This is a genomic window from Corynebacterium sp. CCUG 51687, from assembly GCF_024453995.1.
In the GTDB taxonomy this organism is placed as follows: domain Bacteria; phylum Actinomycetota; class Actinomycetes; order Mycobacteriales; family Mycobacteriaceae; genus Corynebacterium; species Corynebacterium pseudogenitalium.
This window is the reverse complement of sequence record NZ_JAGPYT010000006.1, coordinates 13,805-34,881: the sequence shown is the minus strand read 5'-3', so window position 1 is coordinate 34,881 and position 21,077 is coordinate 13,805. Positions and strand designations below refer to the sequence as shown.

Below are 21,077 nucleotides of genomic sequence, written 5' to 3'. Positions count from 1 at the left end.
CTATGACGAATTTCAGCGCGCAACCGCCAGTGGCAGCAAAACACCCTACGACTCGCGTGTTTCATGGACGCGAGTTCGTCGATAATTATGAGTGGCTCCGGGACAAGCAGTCCCCGGAGACCATTGCCTATTTGGAGGCGGAGAACGCGTATACCGCGGAGGTGACCGCCCCGTTTGCCCCGCTCGCGGAGCAGGTCTATCAGGAGATGAAGTCTCGCATCAAGGAGACTGATATGTCCGTGCCGCAGCGCAACGGAGACTGGTGGTACTACGGCCGCACCATCGAGGGTAAGAGCTACGGCGTGTCCTGCCGCGTGCGGGTCGGCGACGACCCGTGGACGCCGCCGACGCTGCCGGAGGACGGCTCGCCGCTGCCGGGGGAGCAGGTGCTGCTTGACCTCAACGAGATGGCCGAAGGCCATGAGTTCTTCTCGCTCGGCGCGTCAGCGGTATCTACGTCGGGGCGCTTGCTCGCCTTTTCGACGGACACCTCCGGCGACGAACGCTTCGACCTGCGCATCAAGGACCTGGAGACCGGCGAGCTGCTGCCGGATACCATCGAAGGCGCCTTTTACGGCGCGACGTGGGCGGGGGAGCAGTACCTGTTTTACCTGCGCGTTGATGACGCGTGGCGCCCGCACCAGGTGTGGCGCCACGAGGTGGGCACGGCGGCGTCGGAGGACGTGCTGGTCTACCAGGAGGACGACGAGCGCTTCAACCTTGGCGTGGGCGGGGACCGCGCCGAGCAGTTCCTGTACATCGTGGCCAGCTCGAAGCTGACCAGCGAGTGGCGCGCGGTACCCCTGGAGATGCCGACCGCCGAGTTCGAGGTCCTGTGGCCGCGCGAGGAAGGCGTGGAGTACGACCTGGATTACGCGGAGCTCGCCGGGCGCGGGTACTGGGTGGTCACGCACAACGCCACCGGCCCCAACTTCGCTGTAGGGACCTGCCCGGTGGATGCGCGGGTGCCGTTGACTGAGCTGGAGACGTTCGTGGAGCACAGCGCGGACGTGCGCGTAGAGGGCGTCGATACGTACCGGGACTTCCTGTTTTGTGCCTACCGCTCGGGCGGCATCAGTCGGCTTGCGGTGGCACCCGTGGAGGGCGGCAGTTTCGGCGCGCTGCGCGAGCTCGAGTTTGACGAGGAGCTCTACACCGCGGGCCTCGGCGGTAACCCTGAGTGGGACGCGCCGGTGGTGCGGCTGACCTACACCTCGTTTACGCAGCCGGCCCAGCTGTTTGACTACCGGGTGGCCACCCGCGGCCTGACGTTGCTGAAGCAGCAGGAGGTGCTTGGGGGTTACGACGCCGCCGATTACGTTGCCAGCCGTATGTGGGCTACGGCCGACGACGGAACCCAGGTGCCGATCTCCGTCGTGCACCGCGCAGACCTTGACATGGCTCATCCGCACCCGACGCTGCTCTACGCCTACGGCTCCTACGAGTCTTCCGTGGACCCAGGTTTTTCAGTGGCGCGACTGTCGCTGCTGGACCGCGGGATGGTGTGGGCGTGCGCCCACGTGCGCGGCGGCGGCGAGATGGGCCGCGGCTGGTACGACAACGGCAAGATGCTCACGAAGAAGAACACGTTCACCGACTTCATCGCGTGCGCCGACGAGCTGGTGCGCGCGGGCGTGAGCTCCTACGACACGCTCGTTGCTGAGGGCGGATCGGCGGGCGGGATGCTGATGGGCGCGATTGCGAACATGGCCCCGGAGAAGTTCGCGGGTATTCAGGCGATCGTCCCGTTCGTGGACCCGCTGACCTCGATCCTCATGCCGGAGCTGCCGCTGACCGTGGTGGAGTGGGAGGAGTGGGGCGACCCGTACCACGACCCGGAGGTCTACGACTATATGGCCTCCTACGCCCCGTACGAGAACATCACAGCCCAGCGCTACCCGGACATCCTTGCAGTGACCAGCCTGAACGATACGCGCGTGCTGTACGTGGAGCCCGCGAAGTGGGTGGCGAAGCTGCGTGAAATAGCTACGGGCGGGGAGATTCTGCTTAAGACGGAGATGTCCGCCGGTCACGGCGGTGTGTCCGGCCGCTACGAGAAGTGGAAGCAGACCGCGTTCGAGTACGCCTGGACGCTCGTGCACTCGGGGGCGTGCACCGTCTAGCAGCCGCAAAATAAAGGACTCCCGCGGGAGGGATCCGTTCGTTATACTGTCTTCGTCGTAATGACCTCCGAGACACGAAGGATTCTCATGGCAAAAGTCGTGGTAAATGTCATGCCGAAGGCTGAAATTTTGGATCCGCAGGGCCAAGCTGTCCTGCGCGCGCTGGGCAGAATCGGGGTGAACGGTGTCGAGGACGTGCGTCAGGGCAAGCGCTTTGAAATCGAAGTCGACGACACCGTGTCCGACGATGAGCTCAAGCGCGTCGCCGAAACCCTCTTGGCAAATATGGTGATTGAAGACTTCGAGGTTGTTCGATGACGGCAACCATCGGTGTAATCACGTTCCCAGGCACGCTCGACGACGTCGATGCGTTGCGTGCAGTTCGCCTGGCTGGCGCACAGCCGAAGTCGCTGTGGCACGCTGATGAAGATTTGACGGGTGTTGACGCCGTCGTGGTCCCCGGTGGGTTTTCCTACGGGGACTATTTGCGTTCCGGAGCCATCGCCGCGCAAGCCCCAATGATGGGTGCTGTGGTGGAGGCTGCGAAGAAGGGCATGCCGGTGCTGGGCATCTGCAACGGTTTCCAGATCCTCACCGAGGCTGGACTGCTGCCGGGCGCGCTGACCCGCAATCAGCACCTGAACTTCCACTGCGTGGACACCTACCTTGAGGTGGCCAACGCGGAGACCGCGTGGACGAACCGCTTCAACGAGGGGGACAAGATCCTCGTGCCGGCGAAGCACGGCGAGGGCCGCTTCCAGGCGTCCGCCGAGACCATTGAGCAGCTGGAGAAGGAAGGCCGCGTGGTGTTCCGCTACACGGATAACTTCAACGGTTCCATCAACGCGATTGCTGGTGTGACGAGCGAAAACGGTCGCATCGTTGGGCTCATGCCGCACCCGGAGCACGCGATTGAGGCGCTTACGGGGCCGTCGACGGACGGGCTCGGGTTGTTCTTGTCCGCTATTTCTTCGATCGGAGCGTAGGGAAACAATGACTGTACATAATGACACGGTGGAGCACGCCGCGCAGACTCCTGAGCTGGAGCAGCCCTACGCGGAACTCGGCCTGAAGACCGACGAGTACGAAAAGATCAAGCGCATTCTGGGCCGCCGCCCGACGGATGCGGAGCTGACGGTGTACTCCGTCATGTGGTCCGAGCACTGCTCCTACAAGTCCTCCAAGGTGCACCTGCGCTACTTCGGGGAGACGATGACGGAGGAGATGGCGTCGAAAATTCTGGCCGGTATCGGCGAGAACGCGGGCGTCGTCGACATCGGTGACGGCGACGCGGTGACCTTCCGCGTGGAGAGCCACAACCACCCGTCCTTCGTGGAGCCCTACCAGGGTGCCGCGACGGGTGTGGGCGGCATTGTGCGCGACATCATGGCGATGGGCGCACGCCCAATCGCGGTGATGGACCAGCTGCGCTTTGGTCCAGCTGACGCGCCGGACACCAAGCGAGTCCTGCCTGGCGTGGTGCACGGCGTTGGCGGCTACGGCAACTCGCTGGGCTTGCCGAACATTGGCGGCGAGACCGTCTTCGACGAAGCATATGCGGGTAACCCGCTGGTCAACGCGCTGTGCGTGGGCACGCTCAAGGTCGAGGACCTGAAGCTGGCGTTCGCGTCCGGCACTGGCAACAAGGTGGTCCTCTTTGGCTCCCGCACGGGCCTTGACGGCATCGGCGGCGTGTCGGTGCTGGGCTCTGCGACCTTCGAGGAAGGCGAGGAGCGCAAGCTCCCAGCCGTCCAGGTTGGCGACCCGTTCGCGGAGAAGGTCCTCATCGAGTGCTGCCTGGAGCTGTACAAGGCCGGCGTTGTCGTCGGTATTCAGGACCTCGGTGGCGGCGGCTTGGCGTGTGCTACCTCCGAGCTGGCTGCGGCGGGCGACGGCGGCATGACCGTCAACCTGGACAACGTGCCACTGCGCGCGGCGAATATGAGCGCCGCCGAGATCCTGGCGTCCGAGTCCCAGGAGCGCATGTGCGCCGTGGTCACCCCTGAGAACGTGGATCGCTTCATGGAGATCTGCGCGAAGTGGGAGGTCGGTGCGGCCGTGATTGGCGAGGTCACCGATGAGAAGGACCGCTACCTCGTCTACCACAAGGGCGAGCTGGTACTGGACGCGCCGCCGTCATCGATCGACGAAGGCCCGGTCTACGACCGCCCGTACGCGCGCCCCGAATGGCTTGATGGCGTGCAGGCGAAGGCGGACGTCGATACTTCGGAGGACCTGGAGGCTACCTGGCTGAAGATGGTTGCCTCCCCGGCGCTGTGCTCCCGCGACTTCATCACGCAGCAGTACGACCGCTACGTACGTGGCAACACCGTGCAGGCCCAGTACTCGGATGCGGGCGTGCTGCGCATCAACGAGGAGACCTCGCGCGGTGTGGCGATTTCCGCTGACGCGTCCGGCCGCTACTCCTACCTGGACCCGAACATGGGTGTGCGCCTCGCGCTTGCGGAGGCCTACCGCAATGTTGTGGTCACCGGCGCGAAGCCGGTCGCGGTGACGAACTGCCTCAACTTCGGTTCCCCTGAGAACCCCGACGTGATGTGGCAGTTCCGCGAAGCCGTCCACGGCCTCGCCGACGGCGCTGCTGAGCTGGAGATTCCGGTTTCCGGCGGCAACGTGTCCTTTTACAACCAGACCGGCGAGACCCCAATCCTGCCGACCCCAGTCGTGGGCGTGCTCGGCGTGATCGAGGACGTCAACGCCGCCATCCCGCACCGCCTGCCGAAGGGCGAGGGCGAGCAGGCCTTGCTCGTGCTGGGTGACACGAAGGCGGAGTTCGGCGGCTCGGTGTGGCAGGACATCTCCGGCCAGGGCCTGAGCGGCCTGCCGCCACAGGTAGACCTTGCCAACGAGGAGCGCCTCGGCGAGCTGCTGCACGCGAACAAGGATATCCTTGCCGCGCACGACCTCTCAGAAGGTGGCCTGTCCCAGGCTGTCTTCGAGATGCTGCTGGGCTCCGGCAAGGGCGCCAAGCTGGATCTTTCGGCGGTCCACGAGGACGCGTTCACCGCGCTGTTCTCCGAGTCCGCCTCCCGCGTGCTCGTCGCGGTGGATCCATCGCTTGTCGACGCCACCATCGAGCGCGCCAACGCAACCGGCGTCCCAGCGCACGTGTTGGGCACCACCACCGACGACGGCCAGATCACCTTCGGTGATCACTCCGTCGCCGTGGCCGCGCTGGCAGACGCGTGGGCGAATACGTTGCCGGCACTGTTCGGCAACGCGACGGCCCCGAACGCCGCGCTGTAGTTAGCGCGATTTAGAGGTTATGCCGCCAGGTCATTACGGTGCCTGGCGGCGTTTCCATGCGCAGGCCTGTTGCCTCAACGCCGGGCTGGGAGGCATCGTCGACGGAGAAGCTGACGAAGGTCTGGTTGTAGGTCTGATTGGGAACGAGCGCCTGCGGGTCCCGTGGCAAGACCGGGAGGTCTACGGTGTCGCAGAGCTGGGTGGCAAAGTTGCGCACGCGGTTCGCCGCCACGTTGCCTTCGCCGACGATGGTGATTTCGGGGCTGGCTACGCTTTCGTCGGGGCTGTCGCCTGCGGTGCCGCCGGTGTAGACGTAGCTGATGTCGAAGCACCGTAGCTGGGTCACGTCGGCGAGCGCGGTGTCGGCGTTGGTGTAGTTGCCGACACGCCTGCGTGCCTCCTGTCCTGAGATGACGCGGGGGTTCTCTACGCGTGCCCGGAAGTGGTACGCCCCGCCCTTATCGCCGAGGAGCGTGACGGCGGCGGACTGGCGGAACTGCAGCGCGGTCGCCGTCTTCGGCTGGGGCGCCGCGCAGCCAACCAGTGAACCGGCCACACAGGCGCTCGCGGCCAGCAGCGCAGCGGTTCGCTTCAGCACTGACATAGCCGCCACTAGTCGACGCGCTGCTGCGCATCGTCTGGGCGCACCAGCGGCTCCGGCTCGTACTGTGCCCGCAGGTCCTTGAGCGTCTGCGTGTGCTCCCAGAGGCGCTTGTCCTCGTCCGTGACTGGGGTGAACTTGCGCGCGGCCAGTGGATTGCCGTCGATGTCAATGCCGATGTAGGTCACCGTGGCGTGAATCGCGTTCTGGAGCGACTCGCGTCCGCCGCGCGGATCCCCCGATCGAACAAAGATAGAGGTGTGCATCGAGCGTGCATCCGTCCTGGTCAGGCGCGCTTCCACCTCGATGAGGTCGCCGATGTGGATCGGCTTGTAGAAGCGGATGCCGCCCGCGTACACCGCTGCGGTGCGTTCCCCGGACCACTCCATCGTGCAGGCCATGCCGGCCTCATCGATCCACTCCATGGCGGTGCCGCCGTGCACATCGCCGCCCCAGTTGATGTCGGTCGGCTTCGCCAGGAAGCGGTGGATCGTGCGCGGCGCGGTGGAGTCGTCCGTGTAGGTCTGTTCCAGCATGGACGCCTCGATGGCTTTGCGCAGGTCGATGCGGGAGATCGCGGCGGCTTCCACGCGGCGTTCCTCATCGGTCTCAGGCGTAAATGTCGGCACCGGGGTTGGGCGCCCAGCTGCATCCTTTGCCACGAAAATCACCAGGCAGTCGCACGCGCGGGTGAAAACACCTTCTCGTGGGTCTGCCGAGAGCACCTCGTTGACGATGTGCATGGAAGTGCGGCCAGTCATCGCGATCCGGGAACGGACCTCCACAATGTGACCCGACGGAATCGGTCGGGTGAAGTGGATGTGGCCGACGTAGGCAGTCACGCAGTAGGTCGAAGACCACTGCGCGGCACACGCGTATGCCGCCTTGTCGATCCACTGCAACACACGGCCACCGGAGACGCCCTGGGCGCCCGCGTGGAGAACATCTGTAGGAGCCGCCATGAAACGCAGCGTGATGGAAGGAGACTTCATGGCACCACAGCATAATATGAAATCCATGGCACAGAGGAAGGCACCGAAGAAGACAGAGGTGGACCCGGCAGCGACACGAGCGGCCGTCCTGGCAATCAAGGACTGGCTGTTGGACGAAGAGGGCGTCGACAAGCCCGGCAGGGCCCTGCTTGCCGACGCCGTGCGACGCACCGCCCGTACCCTCGCCCACGAGATGCCCGGACACACAGTAGAGCTGCGAGTACCCCCGTTTGTTGCAGTGCAGTGCGTCGAAGGCCCCCGCCACACCCGCGGCACCCCGCCCAACGTCGTGGAAATGGACCCGACCACCTGGCTGCGAATCGCCACAGGTTGTGCCACTTTCGAGGAAGAAGTTCGCGCCGGGCGTATCGACGCCTCCGGCTCCCGAGCCCACGAAGTCCAAAAAGGGCTGCCCGTTCTACCCCTTCACCCCTAGGCGTTCGTTAGAGTAGAGCACGTGCGAACCGAAGAGGAATACATCGGGGATGACACGCCGCGCGAAGAATGCGGTGTGTTCGGCGTTTGGGCGCCCGGTGACGACGTATCAAAACTGACATATTTCGGACTATTTGCCCTCCAGCACCGCGGCCAAGAAGGCGCAGGTATCGCTGTGGGCGACCACGACCAAGTGGTGGTGTTCAAAGACATCGGGCTGGTCAGCCAAATCTTTGACGAGCCGACGCTCGGCGCGTTGCAAGGCGACGTCGCCATCGGCCACACCCGGTACTCCACGGCGGGCAACAACTCGTGGGACAACGTGCAGCCGATGTACCGCGTCAGCCCCAACGGCACCGACGTCGCGCTGGCACACAACGGCAACCTGACCAACTACGTGGAGCTGCAGCGCGAGGCCGTGGAGCGCAAGCTCATCCCCGCCGACGGGGTAGAGGGCCAGGGCTCCTCCTCCGACACGGCGGTCGTCTCCGCCCTGCTCGCCGACGCCATCCGCGACGACGTCACCCTCCTGGACTCCGCGCGCCAACTCCTGCCGCGCGTCAAGGGTGCGTTCTGCTTCATGGTGACCGACGGTAAAACCCTCTACGCGGCCCGCGACCCACACGGCGTGCGCCCACTGTGCCTCGGCCGCCTGGAACGCGGCTGGGTCGTCGCATCCGAAACGTGTGCGCTGGACATCGTGGGCGCCTCCTTCGTCCGCGACATCGAACCAGGCGAGCTCATCGCCATCGACGAGACCGGCGTCCACTCCGAGCGCTTCGCCGACGCACCGCACGCGCACTGCGTGTTCGAGTACGTCTACGTAGCCCGCCCCGACTCAGTTGTCGACGGCCAATCCGTCAACAGCGCCCGCATCGATATCGGACGCCGCCTGGCCCGCGTCGCACCCGTCGACGCCGATCTGGTCATGCCGGTCCCAGAGTCCGGCACCCCGGCAGCAATCGGCTACGCCGAGGAGTCCGGCATCCCGTTTAAGCAGGGCATGATGAAGAACGCCTACGTGGGCCGCACCTTCATCCAGCCCTCGGACACGCTGCGCCAGTTGGGCCTGCGACTGAAGCTCAACCCGGTGCGCGAAGTCATCGAGGGTAAGAAGCTCGTCGTCGTGGATGACTCCATCGTGCGCGGCAACACCCAGCGCAAACTGATCCGGATGCTGCGCGAGGCCGGCGCCGCCGAAGTGCACGTGCGCATCGCTTCGCCACCAGTGAAATGGCCGTGCTTCTACGGCATCGACTTCGCCAGCCCCGGCGAGCTCATCGCCAACCACGGGCGCGGCGGCAACGAAGAAGTCGTCGCCGAGTCCATCAGGACCATGGTGGGTGCGGACTCCCTGGCGTTCGTCACCACCGAGGACATGATCGCCTCCACCAACCAGCCAGCCTCCAACCTCTGCGCGGCCTGCTTCACCGGCGAGTACCCACTCGGGCTCCCGGAGGGCAACCACAACGCAGATCTTGTTCGTCGTCTTCAGAAAGGTGAAAACGCATCATGACCCACCACAACACCCCAGCTGAATCGGGCGTGTCCTACGAGGCCGCAGGTGTCTCCATCGAAGCCGGCGACAAGGCCGTAGAGTTGCTCGCGCCCCTTGCCAAGCGCGCCTCCCGCCCAGAGGTCCAGGGTGGCATCGGCGGCTTCGCCGGCCTGTTCGCCTTGGGCAAGTACAAGGAGCCGCTGCTCGCGGCCGGATCCGACGGCGTCGGCACCAAGCTGGCCGTCGCTCAGGCGATGGACAAGCACGACACCATCGGCATCGACCTGGTCGCCATGTGCGTCGACGACCTCGTCGTCTGTGGCGCGGAGCCACTTTTCTTGCAGGATTACATCGCGATCGGCAAGGTCGTCCCCGAGAAGGTCGCCGACATTGTTTCCGGCATCGCCGAGGGCTGCGTCCAGGCAGGCTGTGCGCTGCTCGGCGGCGAGACCGCGGAGCACCCAGGCGTCATGGACGTCAACGACTACGACGTCTCCGCCACCGCCATCGGCGTCGTCGAAGCTTCCGAGCTCCTCGGCCCGGACAAGGTCCGCGAGGGCGACACCATCATCGCGATGGCGTCCTCCGGCCTACACTCCAATGGCTACTCACTCGCACGCTACGTGCTGCTCGAGCGCGCCGGCCTGCCTCTCGACGGCCACGTCGACGCCCTCGGCCGCACCCTCGGCGAGGAGCTTTTGGAACCAACCAAGATCTACGCCCTCGACTGCCTGGCGCTTGCCAAGGAGTGCGACGTGCGCACGTTCTGCCACGTCACCGGCGGCGGCCTGGCCGGCAACATGGAGCGCATCATCCCTGAAGGCCTGGTCGCAGACATGGACCGTTCCACCTGGACCCCCGGTCCGATCTTCCAGACCATCCAGTCCGTCGGCGACGTCCCCGTCGAGGAGATGGAGAAGACCTTCAACATGGGCATCGGCATGGTGGCCGTCGTGGCACCAGAAGCGCGTGACCAGGCGTTGGCGCTGCTGAAGGACCGCGGCATCGACAGCTGGGTCCTCGGCGAGGTCCGCACGGCCGAGGCCGGGGAGGATGCCCGCGCGGTACTTCGGGGCCAGCATTCTTAGGAATCACGCACCACATTCCGCAATTTCAATCAACGGGCTTCACAAAAGCCTAGGTCGCTGATTAGCTGTGCAGGAATGTGGTGTCTCCTTGGTCGCCCCAGTGCCAAAGGACGCACCCAGTTTTATCTAGCCCTTTTGTGACCTGTGGATATGTAAGTGGCCTGTTTTGGAATTGCGTCCTTTGGCACTCGTGCTCCTGTGCGTGCACCAAATTCCCTCCCGCCCGACCAGCGACCTGGGAAAACGCCAGGCCTCTACCTAAAAACCAAGGAATGTGGTGTCTCCTTGGTGCCAGCAGCCTCTGAACGAGTGTTAAGGCACCAAAAGAACACCCGCGGCCCGGATGGGCAGCAGGTGTTCTTTGTAAGCGTTGGACGTTTAGCGGCCTGAGGTGCCGTATGCATCCCAGTCGGCGTAATCGGCGTACTGGTCATCTACCTCGTAGTCGTCGTCCTCTTCCCAGCTCTTCTTCGGAGCTTTGCCTGCGAGCTCGCGTTGGAGCGACTCGAGGTCCATTTCGGGAGAGTTGTACTTCAGTTGGCGAGCAACCTTGGTCTGCTTTGCTTTGGCGCGTCCGCGACCCATTGCGTGACCCCCTTGAGGTGGTTCTTCTGGGCGGCTCCCGGGCAGGGAGCGGCCTCATGCTTTTCGATTCGTTAATTGTCCTGTAGGACATAATAGCGCGAACGTCCCAAAAATTCCCCTCCACGGGGTGACCTGTGTGTTTGCCCAGCGGGCCCCGGCGAGAGCCCGCACCGGGGCCCAATTTGAGATCTAGTTGCCGCGCAGCCGTTGTTGTGCCTTGCGCCCGGCTTTCTCGCCCTCGTCGGTAGGGAGGGAATCGGGGTCGATGCGGGCGGAAACGCCATCGATGTCAAGGTCGACGTCAGTGCCGGCGTTGAGTGCGGACCGTTTTAGCCGGGCGAGTGCGATGGGGCCGTAGTCGGCGTCGTGGACAACGGTGCCGAGTGTGCCAACCGCGCGCCCGCCCGCCCGGATGGTTGCACCGATCTCTGGCTCGGTGGGTGCGGAGCCGTCGAGCTGCAGCATGACCATCAGGCGGGGGGAGCGGCCAATGTTTTCCACGCGCGCGACGGTCTCTTGTCCGCGGTAGCAGCCCTTCTCCAGGTGGACTGCGGCGATGCGGTCGCCGCGGTTGATCAGGCGCGGGGCTTCGTGCGGGATGGTTTTTTCGTCGCAGTCGGCGCCGAGTTCGGGCTCGCCGGCCCGCACGCGCTCGGCGGTGAACGCCATGAGCCCGCCGAGCACGCCGCCGCGTTCCACCAGCGCATCGACGACCTCTTCGAGCCGGTCGCGTTCGACCGCGATGTCGAAGCGCGCGTGCGCGGTCCACGGGGACACCCGCCGGGAAAACGCCGTGCCGTCCATCGACGCGAGGGCTTCCGTGGCGTCGGCTGGGCCGATGAGCGTGAGGATCGCCAGGTCGGTGTCGGTGATGGTGACGTCGGACCAGAACACCATTTTGCGCAGGAACGCGGTGAAGGTTTCGTATTGCGCGGCTGGCAGGTCGAGGTAGAACGTGGCGCCGTCGTAGAAGACGTCGGCGTGGTGGAGGATCCTGCCCTGTGCGTCGAGGTCGAGGGCGGAGGCTGCGAAGCCGGAGGGGGCGTCGTCAAGCTTTTGTGAGAGGAGGTTGTTTAAGAACTCTGGTGCGTCGGGCCCCGCGACCGCGATGATGCGGCGCTGCGAGCGGTCGATGATGACGGGCTGGGTGTCCATGGCGCGTTGTTCGCCGAGCGGCTCCCCGTAGTGCCAGGCGACCCCCTTCGCGTCGAGCGGCGTCGTGCCCGCAAACTCTGCGGCGCCAGGGCGTTGCAAAAGTGGAGAAGAGTTCAACACATCCACCATCGTAGCGGGATACTATGAACGCATGGGTTCGTCGCACTTGTTACCAGCTCCAGTGATCTATCTTGTGGAACCGTTCGGCGGTTCTATTCGACGCCAAAACGCCAGCATGCCGCACGTGTTTTGGGACGACGCCGCCGTCACGCGTGGCGACGGCATCTTCGAAACTATCCTGATCCGGAAGGGGGTGCCCGCCAACCTTGAGGCCCACATTGAGCGTTTCCGGCGAAGCGCCCGCACACTCGACCTGCCGGACCCGGGGGTGGACCACTGGGTGAAGGCGACGAATGAGGCGGTGGCCGACTATGTGCGCGAGCGTGGCAGCGAGCCGGAGGAAGTGGACGCGCGCTGCGTGTGGACGATGACGCGCGGCCGCGAAACCACCGGCGTCCCCACGGCGTGGTTGACGGTGCGCCCCATCGACGAGACTGCGTTGAAGCAGCGCAAGAGCGGGGTGTCGGTGATGACGACCTCGCGTGGCTACTCCCTGGACACCGGTGAGCACGCAGTGCCGTGGATGCAGGTAGGCGCGAAGACCTTGAACTATGCGGCGAACATGGCTGCGCTGCGCTGGGCGAAGAGCCACGGGCACGACGACGTCATCTACATCGACCCCACCACCGAGCGCGTGCTGGAGGGCGCGAACTCGACGGTGATCGTGGTGAAGAAGGGCGGGCGGATCCGCACGCCGAAGCCGGGGCCGGGCATCCTGCCGGGCACGACGCAGGCCGCGCTGTTCGAGTACGCATCCGAGCGCGGCTGGAAGTGCAAGCAGAAAGACATCTACCTCAATGAGCTGTTCAAGGCTGAGTCGGTGTGGCTGGTGAGCTCCACGCGGATGGCAACGAGGGTGAAGCGCCTGAATGACAAAAAGCTCCCGGCCCCCGAGAACGCTCGGGAGATCCAGGAGCTGGTGCAGCAGGCGCTCGACGCGAGTCTCGGCCTGTAAAAGCCTGTAAGCCCTAGTGCTTAGCCGGCCACGCGCTTGAGCTCTGCGGACATGTAGGGGACCATCTCGCCGTCGACGGCGCGCTCGTCAACCCAACCGAGGTTGTTGTTCGGCATCAGGCCGTAGACGCGCTTGCCCGGGCCGTGGTTCTCAGGGCCGGTTTCCGTCACGATGGTCGACGCGCTGGTCAGCTGCCATGCGCGCTCGTTGAGCAGCGTGCCGTACATGATCTCGGTGAGCCCGCGGGAATTAGTCAGGGTGACCTCGATTTCGTCTTTCAGGGAAATACGCCAGAAGCCGACCTCGCGCTGGTCCGCGCCGGTGGGCTTGCCGTCCTCGTCCAGGCGCCAGATGCGGGACTCGAAGCGGAGGTAATTCTCGCCGTCGTGGGAGATGACCAGCTGCTGGCCAAACGCGTACTCGTCGCCGTTATCGTTGGCCTGGCCCTCGCCGTGCCACACGCCGACCAGCGGCAGAAGTGCTAAGAGGCCGTCGTGGAGGCTAGGGCCCTCGCGAAGGTTGGCCGTGTCCGCTGGCAGCGGCATCTCATCAAACCCAAGCGCTGGGATATTGCGGTGCGCGGTCGCCTTCGACTGTTCAGCGGCGAGGTTGACTGCTTCGTTTCCGTTTAGCTTTTCACTCATGCGTACCAGGCTACAACGTCCTACACCAGCGGTGCGAGGTCGGCAGCTTCCACGACGGTGTTGATGCGGTCGCGGGAAAATTCGATGGAGCCGCCGGAAAGTTGCACGTTGTCGGCCTGGCCGCCTAGCGGCAGGTCGCGGGTGTCCCTGTCCAGGGTGTACGCGTCGATGACGCGGTCGGTGAGGTCGGAGGGGACGTCGATAAGCTGGCTGGGCCGCATGCGGAACGTGGGGCCGTCGAGGCGCAGGGTGACCACGACTGTGGTGGGAATGTCCGTGCCGGGGACGGTGCCGGTCATGCGGGCTTCGCTTGCGGTGCCGCCGGAGGGTGAGATGTCGTAGGGGTGCGCGATGTCGAGGTCGGTCATGCCGAGGAGCTGGCCGAACGCGACGCCGTCGAGGCGTACTGTGCGGCGCACGACGTCGGCTTGCGCGCCAGTGAGGTCCGCGCGGCGCAGGCGTTGTCCGGCGTTTGCGGGCAGTTCCAGGTTGATCAGCTCCACCCCGGCGTTGCCCACGCCGACGCCCGCCACCGGCACGTCTACGGAGTGCAGGCTCACCCTTGACACAGCTCCGGTCACAGCAGCCAGCGCCACCGGGAACCCGGAGATGTAGGCCTCGGGGGCGACTTCGAGCCCGTTGAGCTGCGCGGCCTGCCTCGACAGCGTGCGCTCCACGCCGGAGGCAAACAGGGTGTCGGCGGTGCCACCGATGCACAGCACCGCAACGAGCCCGAGTGCGATCGACCGTTTCTTCACGTCTCTAGTTGTACACACACGCTAGCCTTGGGGCATGACGAACACTCGCTTTCACCCCCAACCGCTCACGCTGCCGGAACATCCGGAGACGGCCAAACAGGTCGAGGCGATGCTGCAGCGCGTCGCGGACTACGACGGCATCGCAGCCTTTTCCGAGCAGTTCCTCAACGGGCTTCACGACGCCCGCCTGGGCCACAACCACCTGGTAGTCAACCAAGGTGACGACGTTGTAGGAGTCGTGGGGTTCGCCCCGGACGGTTCGGCGGAGCTCGCGGTGGATCCGCAGTCGCGTGGTCAGGGGATGGGCCGCAGCCTTGTCGACGCCACCTTCGCCCACAACCCCGCCGCCGGCCTATGGGCCCACGGCAACCTGCCCGACGCACACGAGGTTGCGCTGCTCCTCGGGCTCCGCCCGGTGCGCGAGCTGCTCGTGATGCGTCTGGACGAGGTGCGCGCTGAACCCGTGCAGCTGCCCGAGGGATACGAGGCGTTCAACCTCACCGAGGCGAGCGCAAAGTGGGGCCGTGGGGCCGTCGAAAAGGCGTGGCTGGAGGCCAACAACCAGGCGTTTTCCTGGCACCCGGAGCAAGGCGGCTGGGATATCGAGCGCCTGCACCGCGCGATGGAAGCGGAGTGGTTCGACCCAGCCGGGGTGTGGCTGCTCTACCGCGGCGAGGAGCTTGCGGGCTTCCACTGGACGAAGCGCCACCCGGACGGCACCGGAGAGGTCTACGTTGTCGGCTTGGCGGACGCCTTCCGCGGCCACGGCCTTGGCGGCGTATTGATGGAACTGGGGCTGGTTCACCTCGCGGAGCAGGGAAGCCCGGCCGTGATCCTCTACGTTGAGGCGGACAATGCCCCGGCCGTGAAGCGCTACGAGGAGCTTGGATTCCAGGTCGCGGAGCGCCACGTCGTATATAAAGCGGCGGGGGCAGCGGCGGGTGATTAAACCCAACCGTCACGCAACATTCATGTGAAGTTCACGAATAGGGGCCTTTAGTGTTCACCATCATGCTTTAGCGTTACTCCTCGAACATTAAAGGTCACTATTTCTTGGAAAGGTATTCCACGTGAATTTCAAAAATCAGCGTTCTGCAGCAGTATTCGGTGCATTGGCGGTAGCGTCGGCCGCGTTGGTTGCGTGTGGCAACGGTGCAGACAATGCGGCGGACACCTCCGCAACGGATACCCCCGGTTCCGATGCTGCAGTCGCAGGGGAGTACGAACTTTCCGGCGAAACTGGGCAGCTGCTGGCGGAGGGCGCGTCTTCGCAGCAGAACGCGATGGATTACTTCCGTACGGTGTACGAGGCGGACGTTCCGGGCGCGACGCTGGCATACAACCCGACTGGTTCCGGCGCTGGCGTGAAGCAGTTCCTGGACAACCAGGTGGTCTTCGCTGGTTCCGACTCGCCACTGAAGGAAGAGGAAGTCGCAAAGGCGGCGGAGCGCTGCGGTGGCAACGAGGCGTGGCACCTGCCGTTCGTGATTGGCCCTGTCGCGGTTGCATACAACCTGGAGGGCGTCGACGAGCTGACGCTGAGCGTCGACAACATCGTGGAGATCTTCCAGGGCGTCATCAAGAACTGGAATGACCCGAAGATTGCGGAGTCCAACCCGGGCGTGGAGCTGCCGGACCAGAAGATCAACGTCGTTTACCGCGCGGATGAGTCGGGTACCTCGGACAACTTCCAGAAGTTCCTGATTGCGGCGTCGGATGGCAAGTGGGAGTCGAAGGGCAAGGCGTTCCCGACGGAGGTCGGCTCCGGTGCGAATGGCTCCACCGGTGTCGCTGACCAGGTGGCAAACACCCCAGGCGCGATCACCTACGTTGAGGCGGGCTTCGCAGACAAGATTGCGAAGGTTGACTTCGGCAACGGCCCGGTTGAGCTGAACTCCACCACCGTGGGCAACGCGCTGGCACACATGAAGTTCTCCACGGAGGGCCACAACATGGTGGTGGACTCGGAGGCACTGTTCGCGTCGAAGGATGCGGATTCCTACCCGCTGATCCTGACCACCTACGAGATTGTGTGCTCGGCTGGCTACGATGCCGCAACCGCTGGCATGGTGCGTGACTTCCTGAACGTGGCGCTGGACTCGCAGGACAGCGAGCTGGAGTCCGAGGGCTTCATCCCGGTGTCGGGCGCGCACGCTGAGCGTCTCCGTGAGGCTATCAACGCGATTCAGTAACAATGGCTACAGCTCAAGTTGAGGCGCGCCCCCGGCGCCGAGCCGGGGACCGCGTCTTCGAGGGCGTATCGACGTCCTCTTCGGTTTTAATCACGCTCATCATTTCTGCGATTGGCGCATTCCTCCTACTGGAGGCGTTGCCACCGCTGCTGCGGAACGAGGGTGGCTTCCTCGGGTTCCTGACGTATTCGGGCCCGTGGGAGACGGCGAACCTGGACGCAATGCGTTTCGGTATCCCGAACTTGTTCTTCTCCACGGTGATGATCTCGCTCATCGCGCTGCTGATTGCGATGCCGGTCGCTCTGGGCGTGGCGCTGTTCCTCTCGAGCTTCGCGCCGAAGCGCATGGTGCGCCCGCTCGCGGTGCTGGTGGATTTGCTGGCGGCGGTGCCGTCGATCGTCTATGGCATCTGGGGCGCGAAAGTGCTGGGACCTGCACTGGGCAAATTTTATGAGTGGGTGCATTCCTGGGGAGGCGACTTCTTCCTCTTCGCGCACTACCAAAACTCGCCGTCGTTCGCGACGGGCCGAAACATCCTGACCGGTGGCATCGTGCTGGCCATCATGATCTTGCCGATCATCGCAGCCACCGCCCGCGAGATCTTCACGCAGACGCCGCGCGGTCTCATCGAGTCAGCGATGGCGTTGGGCGCGACGCGCTGGGACGTGGTTCGGATGACGGTGTTGCCGTTCGGCAAGTCCGGCTTCGTGGCTGGCTCCATGCTGGGTCTTGGCCGCGCGCTGGGCGAGACGATGGCGCTGTACATGGTGGTTTCCCCGGCACCGCTGTTCCGCGGCTCGCTCTTCGACGGCGGCACCACCTTCGCAACCGCTATTGCGAATGCATCGGCGGAGTTCAACAACCCGATTAGCGCTGGCGCCTACATCGCGGCGGGCTTGGTCCTGTTCGTGATTACGTTCGCGGTCAACGCTGCAGCGCGCGCGATTGTGAGGAGAAGTAAATGACAACAAAGCCTATGTCGCCATTTACCCCCGTGGCGAAGTCGCGCACGATCAAAAGCGCTGTGATGGGCACGCTCGTGGCTGCCACGATGGTGCTGGCGATGCTGCCGCTGCTGTGGCTGCTGGTCACGGTGGTCGGCCGCGGGTGGGACGCCATCAGCGACGTGTCCTGGTGGACCACCGACATGGTCGGTATCCGCGCCACCAAGGAGGGCGGCGGTGCGCTGCACGCGATTGTAGGAACGCTGGCGCAGACGTTGGTGGCGTCGATAATTGCGATCCCGATTGGCGTGGCCACAGCGATCTACCTGGTGGAGTATGACAAGGGCGGGAAGCTGGGCAAGCTGACCACGTTCATGGTGGACATCCTGTCAGGTGTGCCGTCGATTGTTGCCGCGCTGTTCATCTACGCGCTGTGGATCACGGTGCTGGGGCAGGCGCGCTCCGGTTTCGCGGTCGCGCTGTCGCTGATCCTGCTGATGCTGCCCGTGGTGGTGCGCAATACGGAGGAGATGCTGCGCGTGGTGCCGATGGATCTGCGTGAGGCGTCCTACGCCCTGGGCGTGCCGAAGTGGAAGACCATCGTGCGCGTTGTGGTGCCGACGGCCTTCTCCGGCATCACCACCGGCATCATGCTGGCGATTGCCCGCGTGATGGGCGAGTCTGCGCCGGTGCTGATCCTCGTCGGATCCACGCCGATCGTGAACTGGGCCGGCATGTTTGGTCAGCCGCAGTCCTCGCTGCCGCTGTTCATGCTGGACATGTGGAAGGCAGGCGGTACGGGTGCGGCCGCCGACAGGCTGTGGGGCTCGGCCCTCACACTGCTCATCATTGTTGTTGTGCTCAACGCGCTCGCGCGGTTGATTGCCGCGAAGTTTTCAGTGAAGAAATAAGGATTACGTGCAATATGTCGAAGCTTCAGATGCGTGACGTCAACATTTACTACGGTGATTTTCACGCGGTGCAGGACGTCACCATGGAGATTCCCGCGCAGGCAGTCACTGCGTTCATCGGCCCTTCGGGCTGTGGCAAGTCAACCGTGCTGCGCACGCTCAACCGCATGCACGAGGTGATCCCGGGCGCCTCCGTGCAGGGCGAGATTATTCTGGACGGCCACAATATTTACGGCAAGGACGTGGACCCGGTGTCGGTGCGAAGCACCGTCGGCATGGTGTTCCAGAAGGCCAACCCGTTCCCGACGATGTCCATCGAGGACAACGTCGTGGCGGGCCTGCGCTTGGCAGGGGTGAAGAACAAGAAGGAGCTCAAGGACGTCGCGGAGCGCTCCCTGCGCGCGGCGAACCTGTGGGACGAGGTCAAGGACCGCCTGGACAAGCCGGGTGGTGGCCTTTCAGGTGGTCAGCAGCAGCGCCTCTGCATCGCGAGAGCCATCGCGGTGCGCCCCGAGGTCTTGCTTATGGACGAGCCCTGCTCCGCCCTCGACCCGATCTCGACCCTGGCCGTGGAGGAACTCATCCACGAGCTGAAGGAGAACTACACCATCGTGATCGTGACGCACAACATGCAGCAGGCCGCGCGTGTGTCCGACAAGACGGCGTTCTTCTCCCTGGAAGCAACAGGTAAGCCGGGCCAGCTCATCGAGTTCGACGACACCACCACGATCTTCGAGAACCCGTCACGGCAGGAAACCGAAGACTACATCGCTGGCCGATTCGGCTAGCCGCTACTTCTTGGTTCTGAACCGCCGCTCGATTGCCGCCAGCTTCGAGTGGCGGTCAAACGCGTCCTCGTCGCGCTGCTTCATGTACTCCTTCGGGTTTAGGCCCGTGACCAGGAAGACGACGCGACCGGCGACGTTCACGCAGCGGTCCGCGTAGCGCTCGTAGTAGCGGGAGACGAGCGCCACATCGACGGCCTCCCGGGCAGAGTGCTCCCAGGAGTCGGACGTTGTGATGGCGTTGAGGTAGTCGTGGAGGTCGTCGACACCTTCGTCGATTGCGTTGAGCTCAACAGCGACGTCCGCGTCAGGGTCGAGCAGCAGGTCGTGCGTGATGTTGACCATTTCGTCCACGCGGGCGGCCATCTCAGCGATCGGGGCGTGCTCCGTATTCGGCAACACGGGGAAGGGGTGCCGCAGCCGCGCCAGCTTCGCGATGTGCTTCGCCATCGCGCCCATCCGCGAGAAGTTCTCCACGATATAGATAGAGGACAGCACCTGGCGCAGGTCTCCCGCCACCGGGTTCTCCAGCGCGAGCAGGCTCATGCTGCGCTCCTCGCAGCGCAGCTTCAGCTCCTTGAGCGGGTCAGAGGCGTTGAGGGCATGCTCGGCGTCCTCAAGTGACTGCTCCAGCAGCGCCGTGGATGCCAGCTGCATGACTTCGCGCACGGTGTCGCACATCTGCAGCAGGTCGCGGTTGAAGGCTTCGAGGTGTTCACGGTAGGCGGTACGCATGCCCGCCATAGTAATAGGTACGGCCTTATCAACGAGGCTAGGGCTAGCCGCCGTTGTTCTCGATTTCCGCGCCCTCCGGCACGGTGGCGTCTTCCGGATCGTCGAGCCAGCCCTCAGGCAGCGCAACCTTGGAGGAAGAACCCTGGCGGCCGCGGGCGTCATCGGCGTGCTCGGCGAGTTCTTCGGAGTCCGCGATGGTCGCCAGCAGCGCCCCGAGCTCATCGAGCGTTTCCACCCGGGCCAGGTCCTTGCGGAATTCGCCGCCAACCGGGAATCCGCGCAGGTACCAGCCGGTGTGCTTGCGGATGTCGCGGCAGGCCTGCTGCTCACCGACGTGCTCCGCGAGCAGTTCCGCGTGGCGGGCGATGATGCCGCTGACGCGCCCGAGCGTCGGCTCCGGCGGAATCGGCTCCCCGCGCAGCTGCGCGCCAATCTGGGCGAACAGCCACGGCCTGCCCAAGCACCCGCGGCCTACCTCCACGCCGTGGCAGCCGGTTTGCTCCATCATGTCGGTCGCATCCTTGGCAGCGAAGATGTCCCCGTTGCCGATCACCGGCAGCCCCGTGCCGCGCATGTGCTCAACCAGCCGGGCGATCTCATCCCAGTGCGCCGCCCCGGAGTAGCGCTCCGCGGCAGTGCGCGCGTGCAGCGCCACGGCTGCCGCACCTTCCTCGGCGGCGATGCGCCCGGCGTCCATGTGCGTGTGGTGGTCGTCGTCAATCCCGATGCGGAACTTCACCGTAATCGGCACCCCCGAACCTTCCGCCGCGCGGACAGCCGCAGCCACTATGTTGCCGTACAGCCTGCGCTTATACGGGATGGCAGAGCCGCCGCCGCGCCGGGTCACCTTCGGTACCGGGCAGCCGAAGTTCATGTCCACATGGTCGGCGATGTTTTCCTCGACGATCATGCGCACCGCCTCGTAGGTGTAGGCGGGGTCCACGGTGTAGAGCTGCATGGAGCGCGGCTGTTCCACATCGGCGAAGCGGATCATCTTGAGCGTTTTCTCGTTGCGCTCGACCATCGCGCGGGCGGTGATCATCTCGCAGACGTACAGTCCGGAGGTGGTGCCGGTGAGCTCCTGTTCAATTTCGCGGCACAGCACGCGGAACGGCATGTTGGTCACGCCGGCCATCGGCGCGAGGAGGACGGGGGAGTTCAGCTCCAGGCCGCCGATGCTCAGATGTGGGTTCATAGTGCCCCCATTGTTCCCGCCACTGCCTGCGCAGTCCAATTCGGATGTCCCTTTTGTTTGTCGACGCCCGCTTCGCCCGGTAGGGGGTATCCAG

At 64.7% G+C, this 21,077-nt stretch carries 21 protein-coding genes; 13 read left to right on the top strand and 8 right to left on the bottom strand.

Annotated elements, in window-relative coordinates:
• Positions 1–2 precede the first annotated feature (2 nt).
• From KBX13_RS07195 to purL, 4 genes are all read left to right on the top strand, one after another.
• The gene (locus tag KBX13_RS07195; protein WP_256021443.1) at positions 3–2,123 is read left to right on the top strand and encodes a S9 family peptidase; all 2,121 of its coding nucleotides are present in this window, start codon (positions 3–5) and stop codon (positions 2,121–2,123) included.
• 87 nt (positions 2,124–2,210) lie between these two features.
• The gene (gene purS, locus KBX13_RS07190) at positions 2,211–2,441 is read left to right on the top strand and encodes a phosphoribosylformylglycinamidine synthase subunit PurS (RefSeq protein WP_070361934.1); all 231 of its coding nucleotides are present in this window, start codon (positions 2,211–2,213) and stop codon (positions 2,439–2,441) included.
• The gene (gene purQ / locus KBX13_RS07185) at positions 2,438–3,109 is read left to right on the top strand and encodes a phosphoribosylformylglycinamidine synthase subunit PurQ (RefSeq protein ID WP_070478088.1); all 672 of its coding nucleotides are present in this window, start codon (positions 2,438–2,440) and stop codon (positions 3,107–3,109) included. The genes purS and purQ overlap by 4 nt, the downstream gene beginning before the upstream one ends.
• A gap of 7 nt (positions 3,110–3,116) precedes the next feature.
• Positions 3,117–5,390 carry a phosphoribosylformylglycinamidine synthase subunit PurL gene (purL, locus tag KBX13_RS07180; protein ID WP_256021440.1) on the top strand — a complete coding sequence of 758 codons (2,274 nt, stop codon included), beginning with the start codon at positions 3,117–3,119 and terminating at the stop codon, positions 5,388–5,390.
• A 10-nt stretch (positions 5,391–5,400) separates the two neighbouring features.
• On the opposite strand, the gene KBX13_RS07175 is transcribed toward purL, so the two are convergent.
• Positions 5,401–5,994: a hypothetical protein gene (locus KBX13_RS07175; RefSeq protein ID WP_256021438.1), complete on the bottom strand. Its 594-nt coding sequence runs from the start codon at positions 5,992–5,994 to the stop codon at positions 5,401–5,403.
• Between the two features lie 8 nt (positions 5,995–6,002).
• Positions 6,003–6,983: a hotdog domain-containing protein gene (locus KBX13_RS07170; RefSeq protein ID WP_336296762.1), complete on the bottom strand. Its 981-nt coding sequence runs from the start codon at positions 6,981–6,983 to the stop codon at positions 6,003–6,005.
• On the opposite strand from KBX13_RS07170, the gene KBX13_RS07165 reads away from it, so the two are divergent.
• From KBX13_RS07165 to purM, 3 genes are read left to right on the top strand one after another with little or no spacing between them, the layout of a single operon-like run.
• A complete protein-coding gene (locus KBX13_RS07165) occupies positions 6,982–7,419 on the top strand; it encodes a sterol carrier family protein (RefSeq protein ID WP_168156162.1) in 438 nt (145 codons plus the stop codon). The two genes, KBX13_RS07170 and KBX13_RS07165, sit on opposite strands and share 2 nt — an antisense overlap.
• 21 nt (positions 7,420–7,440) lie before the next feature.
• Positions 7,441–8,934 (top strand): amidophosphoribosyltransferase, encoded by a 1,494-nt coding sequence (gene purF, locus KBX13_RS07160; protein WP_256021435.1) that lies wholly within the window; start codon positions 7,441–7,443, stop codon positions 8,932–8,934.
• Complete coding sequence (gene purM / locus KBX13_RS07155) at positions 8,931–10,004, top strand: phosphoribosylformylglycinamidine cyclo-ligase (RefSeq protein ID WP_256021432.1); 1,074 nt, start codon at positions 8,931–8,933, stop codon at positions 10,002–10,004. The genes purF and purM overlap by 4 nt, the downstream gene beginning before the upstream one ends.
• Before the next feature lie 378 nt (positions 10,005–10,382).
• Here purM and KBX13_RS07150 read toward each other — a convergent pair whose 3' ends face one another.
• Positions 10,383–10,589 carry a DUF3073 domain-containing protein gene (locus KBX13_RS07150; protein WP_070478076.1) on the bottom strand — a complete coding sequence of 69 codons (207 nt, stop codon included), beginning with the start codon at positions 10,587–10,589 and terminating at the stop codon, positions 10,383–10,385.
• Positions 10,590–10,778: 189 nt separating this feature from the next.
• On the bottom strand, positions 10,779–11,864 hold the full coding sequence (locus tag KBX13_RS07145) for a folate-binding protein YgfZ (protein WP_256021430.1): 1,086 nt from the start codon (positions 11,862–11,864) through the stop codon (positions 10,779–10,781).
• Between the two features lie 31 nt (positions 11,865–11,895).
• On the opposite strand from KBX13_RS07145, the gene KBX13_RS07140 reads away from it, so the two are divergent.
• Positions 11,896–12,819: an aminodeoxychorismate lyase gene (locus tag KBX13_RS07140; protein ID WP_070478072.1), complete on the top strand. Its 924-nt coding sequence runs from the start codon at positions 11,896–11,898 to the stop codon at positions 12,817–12,819.
• 20 nt (positions 12,820–12,839) lie between these two features.
• Here KBX13_RS07140 and KBX13_RS07135 read toward each other — a convergent pair whose 3' ends face one another.
• Both KBX13_RS07135 and KBX13_RS07130 read right to left on the bottom strand, forming a co-directional pair.
• Positions 12,840–13,463: an FABP family protein gene (locus tag KBX13_RS07135; RefSeq protein WP_070361945.1), complete on the bottom strand. Its 624-nt coding sequence runs from the start codon at positions 13,461–13,463 to the stop codon at positions 12,840–12,842.
• 20 nt (positions 13,464–13,483) lie between these two features.
• The gene (locus KBX13_RS07130) at positions 13,484–14,221 is read right to left on the bottom strand and encodes a DUF2993 domain-containing protein (protein ID WP_070478068.1); all 738 of its coding nucleotides are present in this window, start codon (positions 14,219–14,221) and stop codon (positions 13,484–13,486) included.
• A gap of 34 nt (positions 14,222–14,255) precedes the next feature.
• Here KBX13_RS07130 and mshD point away from each other — a divergent pair, with 34 nt between their 5' ends.
• The 5 genes from mshD to pstB all read left to right on the top strand — a co-directional run bounded on the left by mshD (position 14,256) and on the right by pstB (position 19,056).
• Positions 14,256–15,170 (top strand): mycothiol synthase, encoded by a 915-nt coding sequence (gene mshD / locus KBX13_RS07125; RefSeq protein WP_252931975.1) that lies wholly within the window; start codon positions 14,256–14,258, stop codon positions 15,168–15,170.
• Between the two features lie 121 nt (positions 15,171–15,291).
• On the top strand, positions 15,292–16,413 hold the full coding sequence (pstS, locus tag KBX13_RS07120) for a phosphate ABC transporter substrate-binding protein PstS (RefSeq protein WP_070361948.1): 1,122 nt from the start codon (positions 15,292–15,294) through the stop codon (positions 16,411–16,413).
• A gap of 2 nt (positions 16,414–16,415) precedes the next feature.
• Complete coding sequence (gene pstC, locus KBX13_RS07115) at positions 16,416–17,378, top strand: phosphate ABC transporter permease subunit PstC (protein ID WP_070361949.1); 963 nt, start codon at positions 16,416–16,418, stop codon at positions 17,376–17,378.
• Positions 17,375–18,268: a phosphate ABC transporter permease PstA gene (gene pstA / locus KBX13_RS07110; RefSeq protein ID WP_070361950.1), complete on the top strand. Its 894-nt coding sequence runs from the start codon at positions 17,375–17,377 to the stop codon at positions 18,266–18,268. Before pstC ends, pstA begins: the two co-directional genes overlap by 4 nt.
• Before the next feature lie 14 nt (positions 18,269–18,282).
• Positions 18,283–19,056 carry a phosphate ABC transporter ATP-binding protein PstB gene (gene pstB / locus KBX13_RS07105; protein ID WP_070361951.1) on the top strand — a complete coding sequence of 258 codons (774 nt, stop codon included), beginning with the start codon at positions 18,283–18,285 and terminating at the stop codon, positions 19,054–19,056.
• Positions 19,057–19,059: 3 nt separating this feature from the next.
• Here pstB and KBX13_RS07100 read toward each other — a convergent pair whose 3' ends face one another.
• Positions 19,060–19,788, bottom strand: coding sequence for a PhoU domain-containing protein (locus KBX13_RS07100; RefSeq protein ID WP_256001023.1), 729 nt, complete (start codon positions 19,786–19,788; stop codon positions 19,060–19,062).
• Between the two features lie 43 nt (positions 19,789–19,831).
• Positions 19,832–20,983, bottom strand: coding sequence for a tRNA dihydrouridine synthase DusB (gene dusB, locus KBX13_RS07095; RefSeq protein WP_256001022.1), 1,152 nt, complete (start codon positions 20,981–20,983; stop codon positions 19,832–19,834).
• Positions 20,984–21,077: the final 94 nt, after the last annotated feature.

Coding starts and splice junctions, on each gene's coding strand:
- pstC (WP_070361949.1), top strand. CDS start 16,416: ATGGCTACAGCTCAAGTTGAGGCGCGCCCCCGGCGCCGAGCCGGGGAC.
- mshD (WP_252931975.1), top strand. CDS start 14,256: ATGACGAACACTCGCTTTCACCCCCAACCGCTCACGCTGCCGGAACAT.
- dusB (WP_256001022.1), bottom strand. CDS start 20,983: ATGAACCCACATCTGAGCATCGGCGGCCTGGAGCTGAACTCCCCCGTC.
- purS (WP_070361934.1), top strand. CDS start 2,211: ATGGCAAAAGTCGTGGTAAATGTCATGCCGAAGGCTGAAATTTTGGAT.
- pstA (WP_070361950.1), top strand. CDS start 17,375: ATGACAACAAAGCCTATGTCGCCATTTACCCCCGTGGCGAAGTCGCGC.
- KBX13_RS07195 (WP_256021443.1), top strand. CDS start 3: ATGACGAATTTCAGCGCGCAACCGCCAGTGGCAGCAAAACACCCTACG.
- KBX13_RS07150 (WP_070478076.1), bottom strand. CDS start 10,589: ATGGGTCGCGGACGCGCCAAAGCAAAGCAGACCAAGGTTGCTCGCCAA.
- KBX13_RS07140 (WP_070478072.1), top strand. CDS start 11,896: ATGGGTTCGTCGCACTTGTTACCAGCTCCAGTGATCTATCTTGTGGAA.
- purQ (WP_070478088.1), top strand. CDS start 2,438: ATGACGGCAACCATCGGTGTAATCACGTTCCCAGGCACGCTCGACGAC.
- purM (WP_256021432.1), top strand. CDS start 8,931: ATGACCCACCACAACACCCCAGCTGAATCGGGCGTGTCCTACGAGGCC.
- KBX13_RS07170 (WP_336296762.1), bottom strand. CDS start 6,983: ATGAAGTCTCCTTCCATCACGCTGCGTTTCATGGCGGCTCCTACAGAT.
- KBX13_RS07165 (WP_168156162.1), top strand. CDS start 6,982: ATGGCACCACAGCATAATATGAAATCCATGGCACAGAGGAAGGCACCG.
- KBX13_RS07175 (WP_256021438.1), bottom strand. CDS start 5,994: ATGTCAGTGCTGAAGCGAACCGCTGCGCTGCTGGCCGCGAGCGCCTGT.
- pstB (WP_070361951.1), top strand. CDS start 18,283: ATGTCGAAGCTTCAGATGCGTGACGTCAACATTTACTACGGTGATTTT.
- purL (WP_256021440.1), top strand. CDS start 3,117: ATGACTGTACATAATGACACGGTGGAGCACGCCGCGCAGACTCCTGAG.
- KBX13_RS07100 (WP_256001023.1), bottom strand. CDS start 19,788: ATGCGTACCGCCTACCGTGAACACCTCGAAGCCTTCAACCGCGACCTG.
- KBX13_RS07135 (WP_070361945.1), bottom strand. CDS start 13,463: ATGAGTGAAAAGCTAAACGGAAACGAAGCAGTCAACCTCGCCGCTGAA.